The organism is Bradyrhizobium sp. MI1.4 (genome assembly GCF_055811315.1).
This window is the reverse complement of the sequence record NZ_JBVVPP010000009.1, coordinates 1-17,685: the sequence shown is the minus strand read 5'-3', so window position 1 is coordinate 17,685 and position 17,685 is coordinate 1. Positions and strand designations below refer to the sequence as shown.

15 protein-coding genes are annotated in these 17,685 nt (G+C 63.8%); 5 read left to right on the top strand and 10 right to left on the bottom strand.

Annotated elements, in window-relative coordinates:
* The first annotated feature begins 141 nt into the window (after positions 1–141).
* The 3 genes from AC0L23_RS12775 to AC0L23_RS12765 all read left to right on the top strand — a co-directional run bounded on the left by AC0L23_RS12775 (position 142) and on the right by AC0L23_RS12765 (position 3,545).
* Entirely contained in the window at positions 142–1,323 is a 1,182-nt protein-coding gene (locus AC0L23_RS12775) for an HlyD family secretion protein (protein ID WP_085350146.1), read from the top strand.
* A 114-nt stretch (positions 1,324–1,437) separates the two neighbouring features.
* Complete coding sequence (locus tag AC0L23_RS12770) at positions 1,438–3,054, top strand: MDR family MFS transporter (RefSeq protein ID WP_085361291.1); 1,617 nt, start codon at positions 1,438–1,440, stop codon at positions 3,052–3,054.
* Positions 3,055–3,083: 29 nt separating this feature from the next.
* Positions 3,084–3,545: a carboxymuconolactone decarboxylase family protein gene (locus tag AC0L23_RS12765; protein ID WP_085350148.1), complete on the top strand. Its 462-nt coding sequence runs from the start codon at positions 3,084–3,086 to the stop codon at positions 3,543–3,545.
* 156 nt (positions 3,546–3,701) lie between these two features.
* Here the strand turns inward: AC0L23_RS12765 and AC0L23_RS12760 are convergent, their stop codons facing one another.
* From AC0L23_RS12760 to AC0L23_RS12735, 6 genes are all read right to left on the bottom strand, one after another.
* Complete coding sequence (locus AC0L23_RS12760; RefSeq protein ID WP_085350150.1) at positions 3,702–4,562, bottom strand: D-amino-acid transaminase; 861 nt, start codon at positions 4,560–4,562, stop codon at positions 3,702–3,704.
* Between the two features lie 122 nt (positions 4,563–4,684).
* A complete protein-coding gene (locus AC0L23_RS12755; RefSeq protein WP_018453383.1) occupies positions 4,685–5,416 on the bottom strand; it encodes an amino acid ABC transporter ATP-binding protein in 732 nt (243 codons plus the stop codon).
* Between the two features lie 8 nt (positions 5,417–5,424).
* Positions 5,425–6,117 carry an amino acid ABC transporter permease gene (locus AC0L23_RS12750; RefSeq protein WP_018453382.1) on the bottom strand — a complete coding sequence of 231 codons (693 nt, stop codon included), beginning with the start codon at positions 6,115–6,117 and terminating at the stop codon, positions 5,425–5,427.
* A gap of 4 nt (positions 6,118–6,121) precedes the next feature.
* The gene (locus AC0L23_RS12745; protein WP_026232522.1) at positions 6,122–6,853 is read right to left on the bottom strand and encodes an amino acid ABC transporter permease; all 732 of its coding nucleotides are present in this window, start codon (positions 6,851–6,853) and stop codon (positions 6,122–6,124) included.
* A gap of 115 nt (positions 6,854–6,968) precedes the next feature.
* Positions 6,969–7,880 (bottom strand): amino acid ABC transporter substrate-binding protein, encoded by a 912-nt coding sequence (locus AC0L23_RS12740; protein ID WP_026232521.1) that lies wholly within the window; start codon positions 7,878–7,880, stop codon positions 6,969–6,971.
* Between the two features lie 91 nt (positions 7,881–7,971).
* Positions 7,972–9,393 carry a M20 family metallopeptidase gene (locus tag AC0L23_RS12735; protein ID WP_085350151.1) on the bottom strand — a complete coding sequence of 474 codons (1,422 nt, stop codon included), beginning with the start codon at positions 9,391–9,393 and terminating at the stop codon, positions 7,972–7,974.
* A gap of 241 nt (positions 9,394–9,634) precedes the next feature.
* On the opposite strand from AC0L23_RS12735, the gene AC0L23_RS12730 reads away from it, so the two are divergent.
* Entirely contained in the window at positions 9,635–11,014 is a 1,380-nt protein-coding gene (locus AC0L23_RS12730) for an LLM class flavin-dependent oxidoreductase (RefSeq protein ID WP_085361238.1), read from the top strand.
* A gap of 160 nt (positions 11,015–11,174) precedes the next feature.
* On the opposite strand, the gene AC0L23_RS12725 is transcribed toward AC0L23_RS12730, so the two are convergent.
* The 4 genes from AC0L23_RS12725 to AC0L23_RS12710 form a co-directional block, all read right to left on the bottom strand.
* On the bottom strand, positions 11,175–12,836 hold the full coding sequence (locus AC0L23_RS12725) for a thiamine pyrophosphate-binding protein (RefSeq protein WP_018453377.1): 1,662 nt from the start codon (positions 12,834–12,836) through the stop codon (positions 11,175–11,177).
* A 105-nt stretch (positions 12,837–12,941) separates the two neighbouring features.
* Positions 12,942–13,445: a GFA family protein gene (locus AC0L23_RS12720; protein WP_085361237.1), complete on the bottom strand. Its 504-nt coding sequence runs from the start codon at positions 13,443–13,445 to the stop codon at positions 12,942–12,944.
* 216 nt (positions 13,446–13,661) lie between these two features.
* Positions 13,662–14,789 (bottom strand): alkene reductase, encoded by a 1,128-nt coding sequence (locus AC0L23_RS12715; RefSeq protein ID WP_026232520.1) that lies wholly within the window; start codon positions 14,787–14,789, stop codon positions 13,662–13,664.
* Between the two features lie 119 nt (positions 14,790–14,908).
* Positions 14,909–16,405: an aldehyde dehydrogenase family protein gene (locus tag AC0L23_RS12710; protein ID WP_085361236.1), complete on the bottom strand. Its 1,497-nt coding sequence runs from the start codon at positions 16,403–16,405 to the stop codon at positions 14,909–14,911.
* A gap of 194 nt (positions 16,406–16,599) precedes the next feature.
* Here AC0L23_RS12710 and AC0L23_RS12705 point away from each other — a divergent pair, with 194 nt between their 5' ends.
* Positions 16,600–17,445, top strand: a complete 846-nt coding sequence (locus AC0L23_RS12705) for an SDR family NAD(P)-dependent oxidoreductase (protein ID WP_085361235.1) — start codon at positions 16,600–16,602, stop codon at positions 17,443–17,445.
* The last annotated feature ends 240 nt before the right edge of the window (positions 17,446–17,685 follow it).

Genomic DNA, 17,685 nt, shown 5'->3' with positions numbered 1-17,685 from the left:
CGCACCTTCGGCTCGGTAGACCATACGCGAAGGCGGGATTCCCGGACTATCCACTCTCAGCGGATAATCCTTCCGGTATTTCGTCGATTATCGATCGAGCGAAGAAGACCGATAGTCCCAACGACCCGATAGGAGACTGCCATGTCCGAGATGCCCCGCACCGAAAACTTCCAGCAAGCGACTGAGATACTGCAAGCTTCTCAGCCGGCGCCGGTGCGTGGTCCGACCCGGAATATGGTTCGGCGGGCGGCGTTGGCGCTCGCGTTCCTCGCGGGCACAGCAGCGATTGTCCATTACGGACACGACTACTGGGTCAATGGCCGTTATCTCGAGACAACCGACGACGCCTATGTGAAGGCCGACTCCACGATCGTCGCGCCAAAAGTCTCGGGCTACATCGCCAAGGTGCTGGTCAGTGACAACGAAAAGGTCAAAGCGGGCCAGCTGCTGGCGAAGATCGACGACCGCGACTTCAAGGCGGCGCTCGACCAGGCCCGCGCCGATGTCGCCGCGGCGGAAGCGTCGGTGCGCAACCTCGACGCCCAGCTCGAACTCCAGCAGCCGATCATCGAGCAGAGCACGGCCGATGTTGCTGCTGCGGACGCGAATCTGAAATTTGCGCAGGAGGAGCGCGCCCGCTACGACGATTTGATGAAATCGGGCTCAGGCACGATTCAGCGCGCACAACAGACGGACGCCGCGTTGCGCGCCAGCAACGCGCAACTGCAACATGCCAGGTCGGGGCTCGTGGCCGCGCAACGCAAGATCGACGTGCTCACCACCCAGCGCGCGCAGGCCATGGCCCAACTCGAGCACGCGCGCGCGGTCGCGGAGCAGGCGACCCTGAATCTCTCCTACACCGAGATTGCCGCGCCGGTCGACGGCACGGTCGGCGCCCGCTCACTGCGCGTGGGACAGTTCGTGCAAGCCGGCACGCAATTGATGGCGGTGGTGCCGCTCGATGCAGTCTATGTCGTGGCGAATTTCAAGGAGACGCAGCTCACTCATGTCCGCGCCGGCCAGCCGGTCGAGCTGCACGTCGACAGTTTCCGTAACCAGACCCTGCGCGGCCATGTCGACAGCCTGTCGCCGGCCAGCGGACTTGAGTTCGCGCTGCTGCCGCCCGACAACGCCACCGGCAATTTCACCAAGATCGTGCAACGGGTGCCGGTGAAGATCGTGCTCGACGACCACAGCCTGACCGGGCTGCTGCGCCCCGGCATGTCCGCGGCGCCGACTATCGACACCAAACAGGCCGTCATGGCCGAGCGCGAGACGGCCAAGCGCCTCGCCGACAATGCGACGCGACCCAACGGAGGCTAAAGGCCGGCTCCGGCAGCAATATCAAGTCCTGCCGGATGATCCTTCCCACGCTTCCCGATGATCGAAGCCATCCGCCTGATGCATCCTGTCTCCGTACCCGAGACGAGGCCCTTCATGAGCACGCTCCAACCCGCCCTGAACGCCACTTCCGCCACCAGCATTCCTGCTCCGGCCGCGGCCGCCACGCCGGTGGTTTCGACCAAAACCTGGATTGCCGTGATCGGCGCGACACTCGGCGCCTTCATGGCGGTGCTGAACATCCAGATCGTCAATGCTTCGCTCGCCGACATCCAGGGCGCGATCGGCGCCGGCATCGACGATGGCGGCTGGATCTCGACCTCTTATCTGATCGCGGAGATCGTGGTGATCCCGCTGTCGGGCTGGCTGGCGCAGGTGTTCTCGATCCGCATCTATCTGCTCACCAACGCGGTCCTGTTCCTGGTTCTGTCGGCCGCCTGTGCGTTGGCGCAAGACCTGCCGCAGATGATCGTGCTGCGGGCGGTGCAAGGGTTTACCGGCGGCGTGCTGATTCCGATGGCGTTCACGCTCATCATCACATTGCTGCCGCGCGGAAAGCAGCCGGTCGGCCTTGCGCTGTTCGCGCTGTCGGCGACGTTCGCGCCCGCGATCGGCCCGACCATCGGCGGCTATCTCACCGAAAATTTTGGCTGGCAGTACATCTTCTACGTCAATGTCATCCCGGGCGGGATCATGGTCGGCATGCTCTGGTACGCCCTCGATGCAAAGCCGATGAAGCTGGCACTACTGCGCGACGGCGACTGGGCCGGCATCATCGCCATGGCGATCGGACTGTCGGCGCTGCAGACCGTGCTCGAGGAAGGCAATAAGGACGACTGGTTCGGCTCGCCCTTCATCGTCAAGCTGTCCGTCATCGCGGCCGTGGCGCTGACCGCCTTCCTGATCATCGAGCTGACCGTGACGAAGCCCCTCCTCAACCTGCGCCTGCTGGTCCGCCGCAATTTCGGCTTCGGCATGCTTGCGAATTTCCTGCTGGGAATCGCGCTCTACGGTTCTGTGTTCATCCTGCCGCAATATCTGGCCCGCATCCAAGGCTATAATGCCGAGCAGATCGGCATGGTGCTGGCCTGGACCGGCCTGCCGCAGCTCTTGCTGATCCCGCTGGTGCCGCGTTTGATGCAGAAGCTCGATGCGCGGCTCATCATCGGCGCCGGCTTCGTCCTGTTCGCGGCCTCCAACTTCATGAACATCTACATGACCGGCAACTATGCCGCCGATCAATTGCTCTGGCCCAATGTGGTTCGTGCGATCGGCCAGGCGCTGGTGATGGCGCCGCTGTCTGCGGTGGCGACCTCAGGCATCGAACCGGAGAACGCGGGCTCGGCCTCCGGCCTGTTCAACATGATGCGCAACCTCGGCGGCGCCGTCGGCATCGCGCTGTTGCAGACGCTGCTGACCAAGCGCGAGCAGTATCACTCCAACGTGCTGATGCAGTCAGTCTCGCTGTTCGAGCAGGCGACGCGGACGCGGCTGGAACAGCTCACCCAATACTTCGTCAATCACGGCATTCTCGACCGGGCGGACGCGTTGCATCGCGCCTATGTTGCGATCGGCCATATCGTGCAGAAGCAGGCCTATATCCTCGCCTTCAGCGACACCTTCTATCTGCTCGGCGTGGCACTGATCGTCGCGCTGATCGCCACCCTCTTCCTGAAGAAGGCCGGCCACGCCTCGGCCGGCGGCGCCCACTGACATCGACCCAGCAAGCAAGGAGAACGACCATGAAACCCCGCATGAATTTCTACCAGGCCGCACCCGACACGATGAAGGCGCTGATGGCACTGGAAGAGCAGATCCAGTCGACGGGCCTCGAGAAATCGCTGATCGAGCTCGTCAAGATCCGCGCGTCGCAGATCAACGGCTGCGCCTTCTGCATCAACATGCACACCGAGGACGCCCGCAAGCGCGGCGAGACCGAGCAGCGCATCTATCTGCTCAACGCCTGGCGCGAATCGCCGCTCTACACCGACCGCGAGCGCGCCGCGCTGGCCTGGACGGAATCAGTGACGCTGATCGCCGAGACGCACGTGCCTGATGACGTCTACGAGCAGGTCCGCGCGCAATTCTCCGATGCGGAGACGGTGAACCTGACCATGCTGATCGGCGCCATCAATGCCTGGAACAGGCTAGCGATCGCGTTCCGTGCGGTTCATCCGGTGAAGGTGAAGGCGTCGGTGGCGTGAGGTGCTGACGCATGAGGCCAAACTGCCTCAATACATTCGCCTGTCACGCCCCGGCTTAACCGGGGCATCCAGTACGCCGCGGCTTCTCGAGTCCAGCACTCCGTCACGGACTACTGGATCGCCCGGTCAAGCCGGGCGATGACGGCGGTGGGTAGCTTAAACCGCCGTCGCCTTCGCGAACTCCACGTAGATCTCGCGCAGCCGCATGGCCATCGGGCCGGGCTTGCCGTCGCCGACCTTCTTGCCGTCGATCGCAACCACCGGCTGGACGAACAGCGACGCCGAGGTGGCGAAGGCTTCCTTGGCGGCGAGCGCCTCGGCGACCGTGAAGGAACGCTCTTCGACGCGGAGCTGACGCTCTTCCGCCAGCGCCACCACCGCCTTGCGGGTGCAGCCCGGCAGGATCGCGTTGGAGTTCTTGCGGGTCACGATGACGTCGTCCTGGGTCAGGATGAACGCTGAAGACGAACCGCCTTCGGTGACGTAACCGTCTTCCAGCATCCAGGCTTCGCCCGCACCGGCTTCGGCCGCGGCCTGCTTTGCCAGCACTTGCGCCAGCAATGCTACGCTCTTGATGTCACGCCGCTCCCAGCGGATGTCGGGCACGGTGATCACATTGATGCCGGTCTTGGCCGAGGCGGCGTTGATGATGTCCTTCTCCGACGTGAACATCACCAGGCTCGACTTGACGTCGCCCTTGGGGAAGGCGAAGTCGCGGCCCTTGTCGGCGCCGCGGGTGACCTGGAGATAGACGAGGCCGTTCTCGACCTTGTTGCGTGCAATCAGCTCCTGCTGGATCTCGGTGATGCGCTCGACCGTCTCCGGGAGCCTCAGCTTGATCTCGCCGACCGAGCGCTCCAGCCGCGCCAGATGCGAGGCATTGTCGACCAACTTGCCGTCGAGCACGGCCGAGACCTCATAGATGCCGTCGGCGAACAGGAAGCCGCGATCGAGGACCGAAATTTTGGCGTCCGAAAGCGGGACGAATGAGCCGTTGACATAGGCGATCGGATCCAAGGCAGGTCTCCTGGCGGGAATAGGGATTACCCGCTGGTATAAGGGATTTGTCGGTGCCACGAAACCCTCAACCCGTCATTCCCGACCAGCGCCAGGAGGCACGTCGCGGAATGACAGTGGGATCAATGCGACAGAATCTTCGACAAGAACTTCTGCGCGCGGTCGCTGCGGGGCTTGCCGAAGAAATCGTCCTTCGGGGCGTCCTCGACGATCTCGCCGCGGTCCATGAAGATCACGCGGTTGGCGACCTTGCGGGCAAAGCCCATCTCGTGCGTCACGACCATCATGGTCATGCCCTCATGGGCGAGGTCTACCATGACGTCGAGCACCTCGCTCACCATTTCGGGGTCGAGCGCCGAGGTCGGCTCGTCGAACAGCATGACGATGGGATCCATCGCGAGCGCGCGGGCGATCGCCACGCGCTGCTGCTGGCCGCCGGACAGGTTCGCGGGAAATTTTTGCGCCTGTTCCTTCAGGCCGACCCGCTCCAGCAGCTGCATGCCTTTCGCCACCGCCTTGTCGCGCGACCGGTCGAGCACCTTCTGCTGCGCGAGGCAGAGATTGTCGATGATCTTCAGATGCGGGAACAGCTCGAAGTGCTGGAACACCATGCCGACCCGCGCGCGCAGCTTGGGCAGATTGGTCCTGGGGTCGTTGACCTTGGTGCCATCGACGCTGATGTCGCCTTTCTGGAACGGCTCCAGCGCGTTGACGCATTTGATCAGCGTCGACTTGCCTGATCCCGACGGACCGCAGACCACGACCACCTCGCCCTTGGCGACGCTGGTGGTGCAGTCGGTCAGCACCTGGAAGGCCGGGCTGTACCATTTGTCGACGTGGCTGATCTCGATCATGGCAAACTCTATCGAATGATGGCGATGCGCGCCTGCAGGCGGCGAACGCCGAAGGACGCGATACAGGAGATGGTGAAGTAGACGATCGCTGCGAATAGATACATTTCGACCAGACGGCCGTCGCGCTGCGCGACCTTGCTTGCCGCACCGAGGAAATCGGTGATCGACAGCACATAGACCAGTGAGGTGTCCTGGAACAGCACGATGGTCTGCGTGATCAGGACCGGCAGCATGTTGCGGAAGGCCTGCGGCAGCACGACGTAGCGCATGGTCTGGGCGTAGGTCAGGCCGAGCGCGTTGGCTGCGGCCGGCTGGCCGCGCGAGATCGACTGGATGCCGGCACGCATGATCTCGGAGAAGTACGCGGCCTCGAACATGATGAAGGTGATGAGCGAGGACGCGAACGCGCCGACACTGATCGGACGCGACGCGCCAGTTACCCATTGCCCGATATAGGGCACCAGGAAGTAGAACCAGAAGATCACCAGCACCAGCGGCAGCGAGCGCATGAAGTCGACATAGACGCCCGCGATGCGGCCCAGCACCTTGTAGCCGGACAGCCGCATCAGCGCGATCGCTGTGCCGAAGACGAGGCCGCCGAGTGCAGCAAGCCCGGTCAGCATCAGCGTGAACGTCATGCCCTCATAGAATAGATAGGGCAGCGTGCGGATGATGACCCCGAAATCAAAATTGCTGAACATGGCGCTACTTCCCCGTGATGTAGCCGGGGATCGCGACCCAGCGCTCGAGGAAGCGCATCGCGGTCACGACGACGGCGTTGACGAGGAGATAGAGGATGGTCGCAGCGGTGAAGGCCTCGAACACCTGGAACGAGAATTCCTGCATCGAGCGCGCCTGGCCGGTCAGTTCGAGCAAACCAATGGTGATGGCCACAGCCGTGTTCTTGATGGTGTTGAGGAACTCGGACGTCAGCGGCGGCAGGATGATGCGAAAAGCCATCGGCAGCAGGATGTAGCGATAAGCCTGCAGGGTCGTCAGGCCGAGTGCGGTCGCCGCCATCTTCTGCCCGCGCGGCAGCGATCCGATGCCGGCCTGCAACTGCACGGCGACGCGCGCCGACATGAAGAACCCGATGCCAATCGCGGCCGTCCAGAACGGCGCGTTCGGCAGTTGTTTCAGCCACAATCCCGCGGACCTTGGCAACACTTCCGGCAGCACGAAAAACCACAGGAAGAGCTGCACCAGCAGCGGCATGTTGCGGAAGAATTCAACATAGGCAAAGCCGAACCAGTACGCTCCCTTCGACGGCAGTGTGCGCATCACGCCGACGATCGATCCGGTGATCAGCGCGATGATCCAGGCGAGCGCACCCGTCTTGAGGGTCAGCACCAGGCCCGACAACAGCATGTCGAGATAGGTGCCGGTCCCCATCGGGTTCGGCTGGAAAAAGATTCCCCAGTTCCAGTTGTAGTTCACGTGTCCCCCGCGCGAACGCGCCAGTCATCGATGTCCTGGCGCCTATGCAAATGTCCGGCCATCCTGGAGTCAAGATGGCCGGACACGATCCCGATCGAAAGATCGAGGTTATAGCTTACTTATAATCGTCCGGGTTTGGCGAGTCCGTCGGCTTGGCAAACTCGTTCTTCAGCTCGGCCGAGATCGGCGTGTTGAGATTGAGGCCCTTCGGCGGGATCTTCTGCGTGAACCACTTGTCGTAGATCTTCTGGCCCTCGCCGGAGGTGTAGAGCGCAGCGGTCGCCGCGTCGACGACCTTCTTGAAGGCCGCGTCGTCCTTGCGCAGCATGATGCCGTAGGGCTCAGGCTTGGAGAACGCGTCCTTGGAGATGACGTAGTCATCGGGCGACTTCGAGCCGGCAACGAGGCTCGCGAGCAGGATATCATCCATCACGAAGGCGACCGCACGGTCGGTCTCGACCATCAGGAAGGCCTCGGCGTGGTCCTTGGCCGGAATGATGTTTGCGCCGAGGCTTTTTGCAACATTGGCCTCGGTGAGCTGTTTGATGTTGGTGGTGCCGGCAGTGGAAACCACCGATTTTCCCTTGAGGTCGTCAATCGCCTTCAGGCCACTCGACTTCTTGAAGACGTAGCGGCTGGCCGTCAAATAATGGGTGTTGGTGAAGGCAACCTGCTTCTGGCGCTCGGCATTGTTGGTGGTCGAGCCGCATTCGAGATCGATGGTGCCGTTCGCCATCAGCGGGATCCGGGTCGCCGAGGTCACCGGATTGAGCTTGACCTCGAGCTTGTCGAGCTTGAGCTCCTTCTTCACGGCGTCGACGATCTTGTAGCAGATGTCCATCGCGTAGCCGATGGGCTTCTGGTTGTCGTCGAGATAAGAGAACGGGATCGAGGAGTCGCGGAAGCCGAGCGTAATGGCGCCGGTGTCCTTGATGTTCTTGAGCGTGCCGGTCAGCTCCTCGGCCCCGGCCTGGCCGACGGCGAAGGTCGCGGCGAGCGCGAGGCCGATGCTACGGAAATGTTTCACGTTTTGGTCCCCTTTCAGGATGATGCCGGCGGGATGCAAGCACAAATTGGGTTGGAATAGAATGTGACTTTTGGCTGGATCGCGGCTCCGGTTAACGGCTCAGGCCGGCGGGCGGGCGCGTTAGCGGGCTTGTTAGCGGGCTTGGCAATTCCCCGAGATCCCAGAACAGGCCGGCCATCACCGTCAAGGCCTCTTCGGTCAATGGCAGCAGGATGTGCTCATTGGGCGCATGCTGGGAGCAGCCGGGATAGGAGTGCGGCACCCAGATCGTCGGCAGGCCCAATATCTCGGAAAACACGTCATTGGGCAGCGAGCCGCCGAAATTCGGCAGCACCGCCGGCACTTTGCCGGTGGTCTCCTTCACCGAATTCGCCGCCCATGCGATCCAGGGGCTGTCGAAATCGGTGCGCGATGCCGCGAAGCTCTGTGCGGCCCGCACTTCGACCATCGGAAAACCCCTTTCGACCAGATGCGCACGGACGGCTTCGATCAGGCCGTCGACCTTGGTGCCGACCACGAAGCGCAGTTGCAGCACGGCATTGGCGTGGCCGGGAATGGCGTTGGCCGGCTTCTCGATGTTTCCCGACGACATCGCCAGCACTTCGAGCGTGTTCCAGGCATAGAGCCGCTCGGCCGCCGAAAGACCCTCCTCGCCCCAGTTCTCGGCCAACGCCGGCTCGTCCTCGGTCGGCACCACCTGCACGTCCGCAAGATAGCTTCGGATCTGGTTGGTGAGGCGCGGCGGCTTCAGCGCGTCCAGCTGAAGGCGACCGTGGCCGTCGACCAGCGTCGAGATCGCGTTGACCAGAATGGTCGCGGGGTTGGCGAGCACACCGCCCCAATTGCCGGAGTGATGACCGCCGTCGCGAACGTTCACATCGAGATGAATGCGGATGCCGCCACGGCAGCCGAGGAATAGGGTCGGACGGTCGGCGGACAGGCGCGGCCCGTCGGAGGCCACGAACAGATCGGCCTTGAGTGCATCGCGATTGAGATCGCAGACCTTGCCGAGATCCGGCGAGCCGATCTCCTCGCCCATCTCGAGGATGAACTTGGCGTTGAAGCCGAGCTTGCCGCCGCGGGCCTCGCGCACCGCGCGGAGTGCCGCCATGTTGATGCTGTGCTGGCCCTTGTTGTCGGCGGTGCCGCGACCGTAGAGACGCGTGCCCGAAACCGTGGTGCGCCAGGGATCGCGGCCGTCGCGCCACTCGCCTTCCATCCCGTCGACGACGTCGCCATGGCCGTAGATCAGCACGGTCGGCGCCGCCTCACTTTCGTGATGTTCGGCGAACAGGAACGGCGCCTTGCCGCTGGGAGATTCGATCATCCGGCTTTCGAAATCGAGCGCGGCAAAAGCGGGCACCATCTCCTGTTCCAGATAGGCGCGCAGCTCGACGCTCCGGTTCGGATTCTGGCTCTCGGTCTGGTAGGCGACGCGGCGGTCGAGTTCGGCGAGGAACGCGCCCGATTGAAAATCGTCACGGGCGCGGGCGATGGCATCGGCTCTGGTCATTATTTTCTTTTTTAGGTTGCGAGGCGAAGGAGCATACCCGATACGGGCAGGCCTCCGAAAGTGGCGGGGACTTCGATAGTCTTGGGATTTCGTTCTTGCTCTCTTGAGATTGGCTTGCCAAGCGCGGCAGCGCCGCTGATTTTGGCCTTGCCAACGTCGCGCTATATGCAAGAACTTCGCCAAGTTCGGGCGCAGCTCTATCATTCGAAGAGCGCCCGGTACAGGGCGCCGGGGGACCATCATGGCCAAGCAGATCAGGCTCAATGCATTTGCGATGAATTGCGTCGCGCACCAATCACCGGGCTTGTGGACCCATCCGCGCGACCGCACTGCCGAATATAACCGCCTGCCCTATTGGATCGATCTTGCCAGAACGCTGGAGCGCGGCCGTTTCGACGGACTGTTCCTGGCCGACGTGCTCGGCGTCTATGACGTCTACGGCAACAGTCCTGACGCAGCCTTGCGCAACGCAGCCCAGTCGCCCTCGAACGATCCGCTGCTGCTGCTGTCGGCAATGGCCGCCGTGACGCAGAATCTCGGCTTCGGCGTCACCAGCAATCTCTCCTTCGAGCCGCCCTATCCGTTCGCGCGGCGGATGTCGACGCTCGATCATCTCACCGAGGGGCGTATCGGCTGGAACGTCGTCACCGGCTATCTCGACAGCGCCGCGCGCGGCGCCGGCAAGGACAAGCAGATCGGGCACGACGACCGCTACGAGATCGCGGACGAATATATGGAGGTCGTCTACAAGCTCTGGGAAGGGAGTTGGGAGGACGACGCCGTGCTGCGCGACCGCACGCGCGGCATCTTCACCGATCCCACAAAGGTCCGTCGCGTCAACCACGAGGGCGCGAACTACCGCATCAACAACACCATCCACCTGAGCGAACCGTCGCCGCAGCGGACGCCCGTGCTGTATCAGGCCGGCACCTCGCCGCGCGGACGGCAGTTCGCGGCACGGCACGCCGAATGCGTGTTCATGTCGGGGCCGTCAGCCAAGGTGATCGCGCCGCGCGTATCGGCGATCCGTCAGGAGGCCGCCGCGTTCGGCCGCAATCCGGCGGAAATCCTGATGTTCTCGATGATGACGATCATCCTCGGGCGGACGGAAGCCGAAGCGAACGAAAAATATGCCGACTATCGCCGCCACATCAGCCCGGAAGGCGCGCTGGCGCTGATGTCGGGATGGACCGGAATCGACTTCTCCGGCTACGAGCTCGATCAGCAGGTGCGCCATGTTCAGAACGATGCCGGCCGCAGCGCACTCGATAACGTCACCCGCGCCGATCCCGATCGCGTCTGGACCGTGCGCGACGTCATCGAGCATGTCGGCGTCGGCGGCGCAGGTCCCGTCGTGGTCGGCACGCCGGAAATGGTCGCGGACAAGATCGAGGCGTGGTTCGAGGCGACCGATGTCGACGGCCTCAACGTCGCCTTCGCGATCTCGCCCGGCGATTTCGAGGACATCGCCGACATGCTGGTGCCGGAGCTGACGCGACGCGGGCGGTACAAGGCGGAGTACGCGCAGGGCACGCTACGCGAGAAGCTGTTCGGCGAGGGGCGGGCGCGGCTAGGTGCGCCGCATCCGGCGGCAGGGTTCAGAGTGGGGAGAAAGGGGTAGCGCCGCTAGGTACGCTGTCATGCCCCGGCTTGACCGGGGCATCCAGTACGCCGCAACGTCTCGACTCAATCACCGCCGCCTCTGGAATACTGGATCACCCGCCTTCGCGGGTGATCACGACTGATAATGTGGCGGCACCAATGCCGCAGGTGACGCTGCCCTACAGCTTCCCGTCCACCATCACCTCGATCAGTTTCGTCCCCGGCCGGCCAAACGCCGACGCCAGCGTCGCCTTCAACTCTCGGGGATCGCTGACTTTGATTGCCTCACATCCCAGCGCCTTAGCCACGCCCGCGAAATCCACCGGCGGATCGACAAAATCCATGCCGACGTAATTGTCGTCGCCGTGGAAGGCGAGCAGGCGCTGCTTGATGATGCGGTAGCCGCCATTGTTGGCAATGACCACATTGAGCGGCAGCTTGTGATGCGCCGCTGTCCACAGCGACTGGATCGAATACATCGCGCTGCCGTCGCCGGAGAAGCAGACCACCGGGCGATCGGGATTGGCGATGCTGGCGCCGACGGAGGCCGGCAGGCCCCAGCCGATGCCGCCGGAGGCAAGGCCGTGATAGCCGAAGCGATCGCGGTGCGCACGCAAGGCCGTGATCTGGCGGCTCGAGGTGAGGCCTTCGTCCACGAGGATGGCATTAGCGGGCATGGCCTCGACCATTTGCAGCACCAGCCAGTCCGGATCGATGGGGCTGCGGTCCGCGGCCTTGCCGATCTGCTCGACCAGCGCGGTGCGCCGCGCGGTCCAGTTCCTCGGCGCGAGTTCGGTCAGCCGTTGCTTCGCGCGGCTCGCCAGGGCAGCGCCGCCCATCTCCTTCAACACCGGGATCAGCGCGCGCAGCGTTTCCTTCAAATCCGCCTTCAGCGCGATCTCAGCCCCGTAGTTCTTGGCGATCTCCCAATCGCCGAGGCCGATCTGCACGATGCCAAGGCCCTCCGGCAGCGCGTCGACCTCGCTGTAGACCGACATCCGCAAGGGATCGCCGCCGAGCGCGATCAAGAGGTCGAAGGGCGCAAGCGTGTCGCGCGCGACTTTCTGGACACGTGCCAGCGTGCCGACGAAGCTCGGGCTCTCCGAGAGGAAGTGCGAGCCATAGGGCGTCGAGGATTGGTAGGCAGCCGCGCCGAGTAGTTCTGCGAGTTCGGCGGCCTCCATCAGCGCATCGCTCTTGACCACTTCGTCCATGGTGACGATCACGGGACGCTCGGCCCTGAGCAGTCGGGCGGCGAACGCCTTCAGTGCCTCATCCGATGGCCTTGTGCGAGCGTCAATGCGGGTGGAGCGACCGAGATCGATCCCTGCCTCGCTGTTGAGGATATCGCCGGGCAATGAAATGAACACCGGCCCGGTCGGCGGGGTGGTTGCGACTTTTGCGGCGCGGCGCACGATGCGCGGCAGATCCTCGAGCCGCGTCACCTCGACCGCCCATTTCACCAGCGGCTCGGCCATGCGCACCAGCGGCCCATACAGCACCGGCTCCATCAGTCCGTGGCCCTGCTCCTGCTGGCCCGCGGTCAGGATCATCGGCGTGCCCGTGAACTGGGCGTTGTAGAGCGAGCCCATCGCGTTGCCGAGGCCGGGCGCGACATGGACGTTGCAGGCGACCAGCTTTCCGGAGGCGCGGCTATAGCCATCCGCGATCGCCACCACCAGGCTCTCCTGCATCGCCATCACATAGGCGAGGTCAGGGTGATCCTTCAGCGCATGCATGATCGGCAGCTCGGTGGTGCCGGGATTGCCGAACAGATGCGTGATGCCCTCGTCCTTGAGCAACGCGAGAAAGGCGGAGCGGCCGGTGATCTTGTTCTTCATGTTTCCTCCAGAGGCGGACGTTGCCGCAAGGCAAAAAGCATGATGGCCGAAATCGCGGGAGGCGCGCAAGGAAGCGCGGTCATGGCTGCGTTGCGTGGGACAGCGCTACATCTCCTCGCGCCCCAACTCGAACGGATCCTCGCCGCTCGCCCGCTTCTTTTTTTTCGAGCGCTGCCAGACCACACCGGGAAAGCCTTTCAGCGGCACCAGCGGCTCGCCGGTATAGGTCCATTCCTGCAGCTCTTCGATCGCGACGTGATAGAGCGGCTGGCGGCCGGTGCGTTCCCTAAACAGCGCACGGGGGATGTTGACCATATGCGGCCCGCGCGGGCGCTCATATGCGATCGGCGTGCCGCAATGCGCGCAGAAGCTGCGCGCGGTCTTCGTTGCCTTGTCCTCGTAGCGCGTCAGCGCCGTCTTACCTGCGGTGATGCGAAACCGCTTCTTCCAGCTTCCGACATAGGTTGCATAGGCGGCGCCGTGGGCGCGACGGCTGGCGGCGGAGTGATCGTGCCAGGCCCAGCGTGCGGGAACGTCGATCTCGAAGGTAACCCTGCCGCAGAGGCACTGGCCGGTGGCTATACCTGCGGCGGCTGCGGCTTTGGCCATTGTCTCTCCTCTCGTCATTGCGAGCGCAGCGAAGCAATTCAGAGTCTTTCCGCCGAGGCAGTCTGGATTGCTTCGCTGCGCTCGCAATGGCGGAGTCGTGGTGTCAGTCGGGGCAACACAATAACTCTGTAGCCCGGATGAGCGAAGCGACATCCGGGGAGACCAGAGCTTGAGTGAACCCCGGATATCGCTTTGCTCATCCGGGCTACAGCAGTGTCAGACCGGCGTCAGTTCGTCGTACGCGGGATAATCCGTATAACCCTTCTCCTCGCCACCGTAAAACGTCGCACGGTTATACGGCGTGAGAGGGTAATCGTGCTGCAGGCGGAGCGGCAGATCGGGGTTGGAGATGAAGATGCGGCCGAAGGCGATGATGTCAGCATGCCCCTCCGCAATGGCGGCGTTCGCGGTCTCGCCGGTAAATCCGCCGGCGGTCATCAGCACGCCGCTGTAGAGCGGGCGGAACAGCAGCATCGCCGACGGCACGTTCTGCCAGTTGACTTCGGCGCGCCCCGAGCCGCTGGAGCGCGGTTCGATGAAATGCAGATAGGCAAGACCGAGCTTGTCGAGCGCGTTGACCACGTGCGTGTAGAGCGGCATCGGATCGGGCTCGCCGGAATCATTGGCGATGCCGTGGGGCGACAGCCGCACGCCGACGCGGCCCGCGCCCCAGACGTCGATCGCGGCCTCGGTCACTTCGAGCAGAAGCCGCGCGCGGTTCTCGATCGAACCGCCATATTGATCGGTGCGCTGGTTGCTGCGTGATTGCAGGAATTGCTCGAGCAGATAGCCGTTGGCGCCGTGGATCTCGACCCCGTCGAAGCCGGCGGCCAGCGCGTTCTTCGCACCCTGCCTGAAGGCTTCGACGATGCCCTTGACTTCATCCGTGTCCAGCGCGCGCGGCGTCTCATAGTTGGAGATCTTGCCGTCGGCAGTCATCGCCTTCATGCCTTCGGCCTTGATCGGGATCGCGGAGGCCGAGACCGGCAGCTCCCCGCCGTGGAAGGAGGAATGCGAGACGCGGCCGACGTGCCAGAGCTGGAGAAAGATGATGCCGCCCTTGGCGTGCACGGCGTCGACCACCTTGCGCCAGCCCGCGATCTGCGTCTCCGAATAGATGCCGGGCGTCGCTGGATTACCGCGGCCGTGCGAGAGCACGGGCGAGGCCTCGGCGATGAGCAGGCCGCCTTGGGTGGCGCGCTGGCCGTAATATTCGGCGTTGAGCGGCCGCGGCGAAAAGCTCTCGCGCTCGGCCCTCATGCGCGTCAACGGCGCCATCGCGACGCGATGCGCGAGCGTGTACGGACCGACCTGCAACGGTTGAAACAACGCCTCGAATTTCATGCTGGCCTCGAATGGCGAAGGAAGGATGCGCATCATTTAGCGAGGGGCGGCTACCGAGAGAAGGCGCCGCCCCTGCAAAAGCAGATATTCCCTCCCGCGGAACGCGGGAAAGACCAGTGTTACGCCGTCTTGATCCACACCGCCTTCACGTTGAGATATTCCTCGACGTGCTGCTTGCCGGATTCGCGGCCGTAGCCGCTCATCTTGTAGCCGCCGAAGGGCACGGCCGGGTCCATCGCCTGGTAGCAGTTCACCCACACCGAACCGGCACGGAGCCTCTTCGCGACCGCATGCGCCTTGCTGACGTCCCGCGTCCACAGGCCCGAGCCGAGACCGAACGTGGTGGCGTTGGCGCGCTTGACCAGCTCGTCCATGTCCTTGAACGCGATCGCCGAAATGACGGGACCAAAGATCTCCTCCTGCGCGATGCGCATATTGTCCTGGACGCCCGCGAACACTGTCGGCGAGACGAAGAAGCCTTTTGCAAGCGCGCCTTCGGTGACGCGGCCACCGCCGGCAAGCGCCCGCGCGCCTTCCTTTTGGCCGATGTCGAGATAGCTGGTGACGCGCTCGAGCTGTTGCTCGGACACCAGCGGTCCGATCTGGGTGTTGGGATCGAGGCCGTTGCCGACCTGCAGTTTCTTGCCGAACTCGGCCACGCGGCCGACGAACTCCTCATAGATCGACTGCTCGACGAAAAGCCGGGTGCCGGCGCTGCAGATCTGTCCCGAATTGGCGAACACCGCCATCGCAGCGCCCGGCACGGCCGCATCGAGATCGGCATCCGCGAACACGATGTCCGGCGACTTGCCGCCGAGCTCGAGCGAGACGCGCTTGAGGTTGCCGGCCGAGGCGCGGATGATCGACTGGCCCGTGACATGCGAGCCGGTGAAGGCAACCTTGTCGACGTCGTGGTGTGCGGCAAGCGCCGCGCCCGCAGTCTCGCCATAGCCAGGCACGACGTTGATGACGCCGGGCGGAACGCCCGCTTCCATCGCGAGCTCGGCGATGCGCAGCGAGGTCAGCGGCGCTTCTTCGGCCGGTTTGAGCACGACGGTGCAGCCGGTCGCGATCGCCGGACCGATCTTCCAGATCGTCGCAGTCAAGGGACCGTTCCAGGGAATGATGGCGCCGACGACGCCGATCGGCTCCTTCAGCGTGTAGGAGAAGATTTCGCCGGGCAGCGAGTTCTCGATGGTCTCGCCATGGATCGCGGTGGACTGGCCGGCATAATAGCGCAGCATGCCGACGGCGCGCAGGCGATAGGCACGGGTACGGCTGAGCGGCGCGCCCATGTCGAGCGTGTCGAGCTGCGACAATTCGTCGAAATTCTTCTCGACGAGGTCGGCAAGCTTCAGGAGCAGATTCTGCCGCTCGAACGGCTTGACCTTGCTCCAGGGCCCTTCGAAGGCGCGGCGAGCGGCAGCAACTGCGCGATCGATATCTTCCTTGTCGCCCTCGGCCACTGTTGCGAGCAGTTCGCCGGTCGCGGGGTTGTGGGTCTCGAAGCGCTTGCCTGAGGCAGCATCGACCCACTTCCCGTCGATCAGCATCTGCTTGTAGGATCCGTTGGCGAATGGATGGCGCGTGATCGGAATAGCCTGCGACACAGCCATGGCTGAACTCCCTGTCAATGATTGATTGGTTCGATCTGGGTGGGATCGTTGGTCGATAGACTACTGCGATGCCGGACAGGCGTAAAGTAGAGGCGTAGAGTCGGCGCGGAACGAACACCTCCCATGCCGACTTGTGCGGGGTCGCGCGAGTGCCATGTTATAGCACGACCGAGCCCCTCCCCGGAGACCGATCCATGCCACATCCCGCGATCATCAAAGACAATGTTGCCGTGATCACCGGTGGCGCGTCCGGCATCGGATTCGCCGCCGCCGCAGCCTTCGCGCGAAACGGCGTGAAGGTGTGTATCGCCGATGTGGATCAGGCGCGGCTGGCGGACGCCGCGACAAGACTCTCATCCCTCACGTCCGCCGCACATGTGATGACCTTCGCGATTGACGTCAGCAAGGCCGAGAGCGTGATGGAACTGGAGCGCGCCGTCCACGAGCGCTTCGGCGGCACCGACATCCTCATGAACAATGCGGGCATCCAGCCCGGCAGCACGCTGTTCGGCGAACCCGACAACTGGCAGCGCATCATCGGCGTCAACATGTGGGGCATCATCAACGGCTCGCGCATCTTCGCGCCCAACATGATCGCGCGCGGCAGGGCGGGGCTCATCATCAACACCGGGTCGAAGCAGGGCATCACCACCCCGCCCGGCGATCCCGCCTACAACGTCTCCAAGGCAGGCGTGAAAGCTTTTACGGAAGCGCTCCAGCACGACCTGCGCAACACTGCGGGTTGCCGCATCACCGCGCATCTGCTGATTCCCGGCTTCGTCTTTACGGGCCTTACCGCGAAGGGCCGCACAGAGAAGCCGGCCGGCGCCTGGACGGCCGAGCAGACCGTGAATTTCATGTTGGCGCGGCTGGAGGCCGGGGATTTCTACATTCTGTGCCCGGACAACGACGTCCCGCGCGCGCTCGATGAAAAGCGCATGCTGTGGGCCGCCGGCGACATCGTGGAGAACCGCCCGCCGTTGTCACGCTGGCACCCGGACCATGCGGATGCATTCGCGAAATTCGTGAAGGGGGATTAGGCGTTTTTCCTTCTCCCCTTGTGGGAGAAGGTGGCGCGAAGCGCCGGATGAGGGGTTGCATCCGCAAATTCAGGAGCAGTGTCTCTCGCAGAGAGAAACCCCTCGCCCGTGGGGGCGCGCGGGGGGGGGCCCCCCCCCCCCCCCCCCCCCCAGGGCGTAGAAAACGACAGCGGCACGTTGTGATTGCCGCAAATAATTAAGCGGTACATGATTAGGGTCGGGGGCTATTGACGCGGCCCA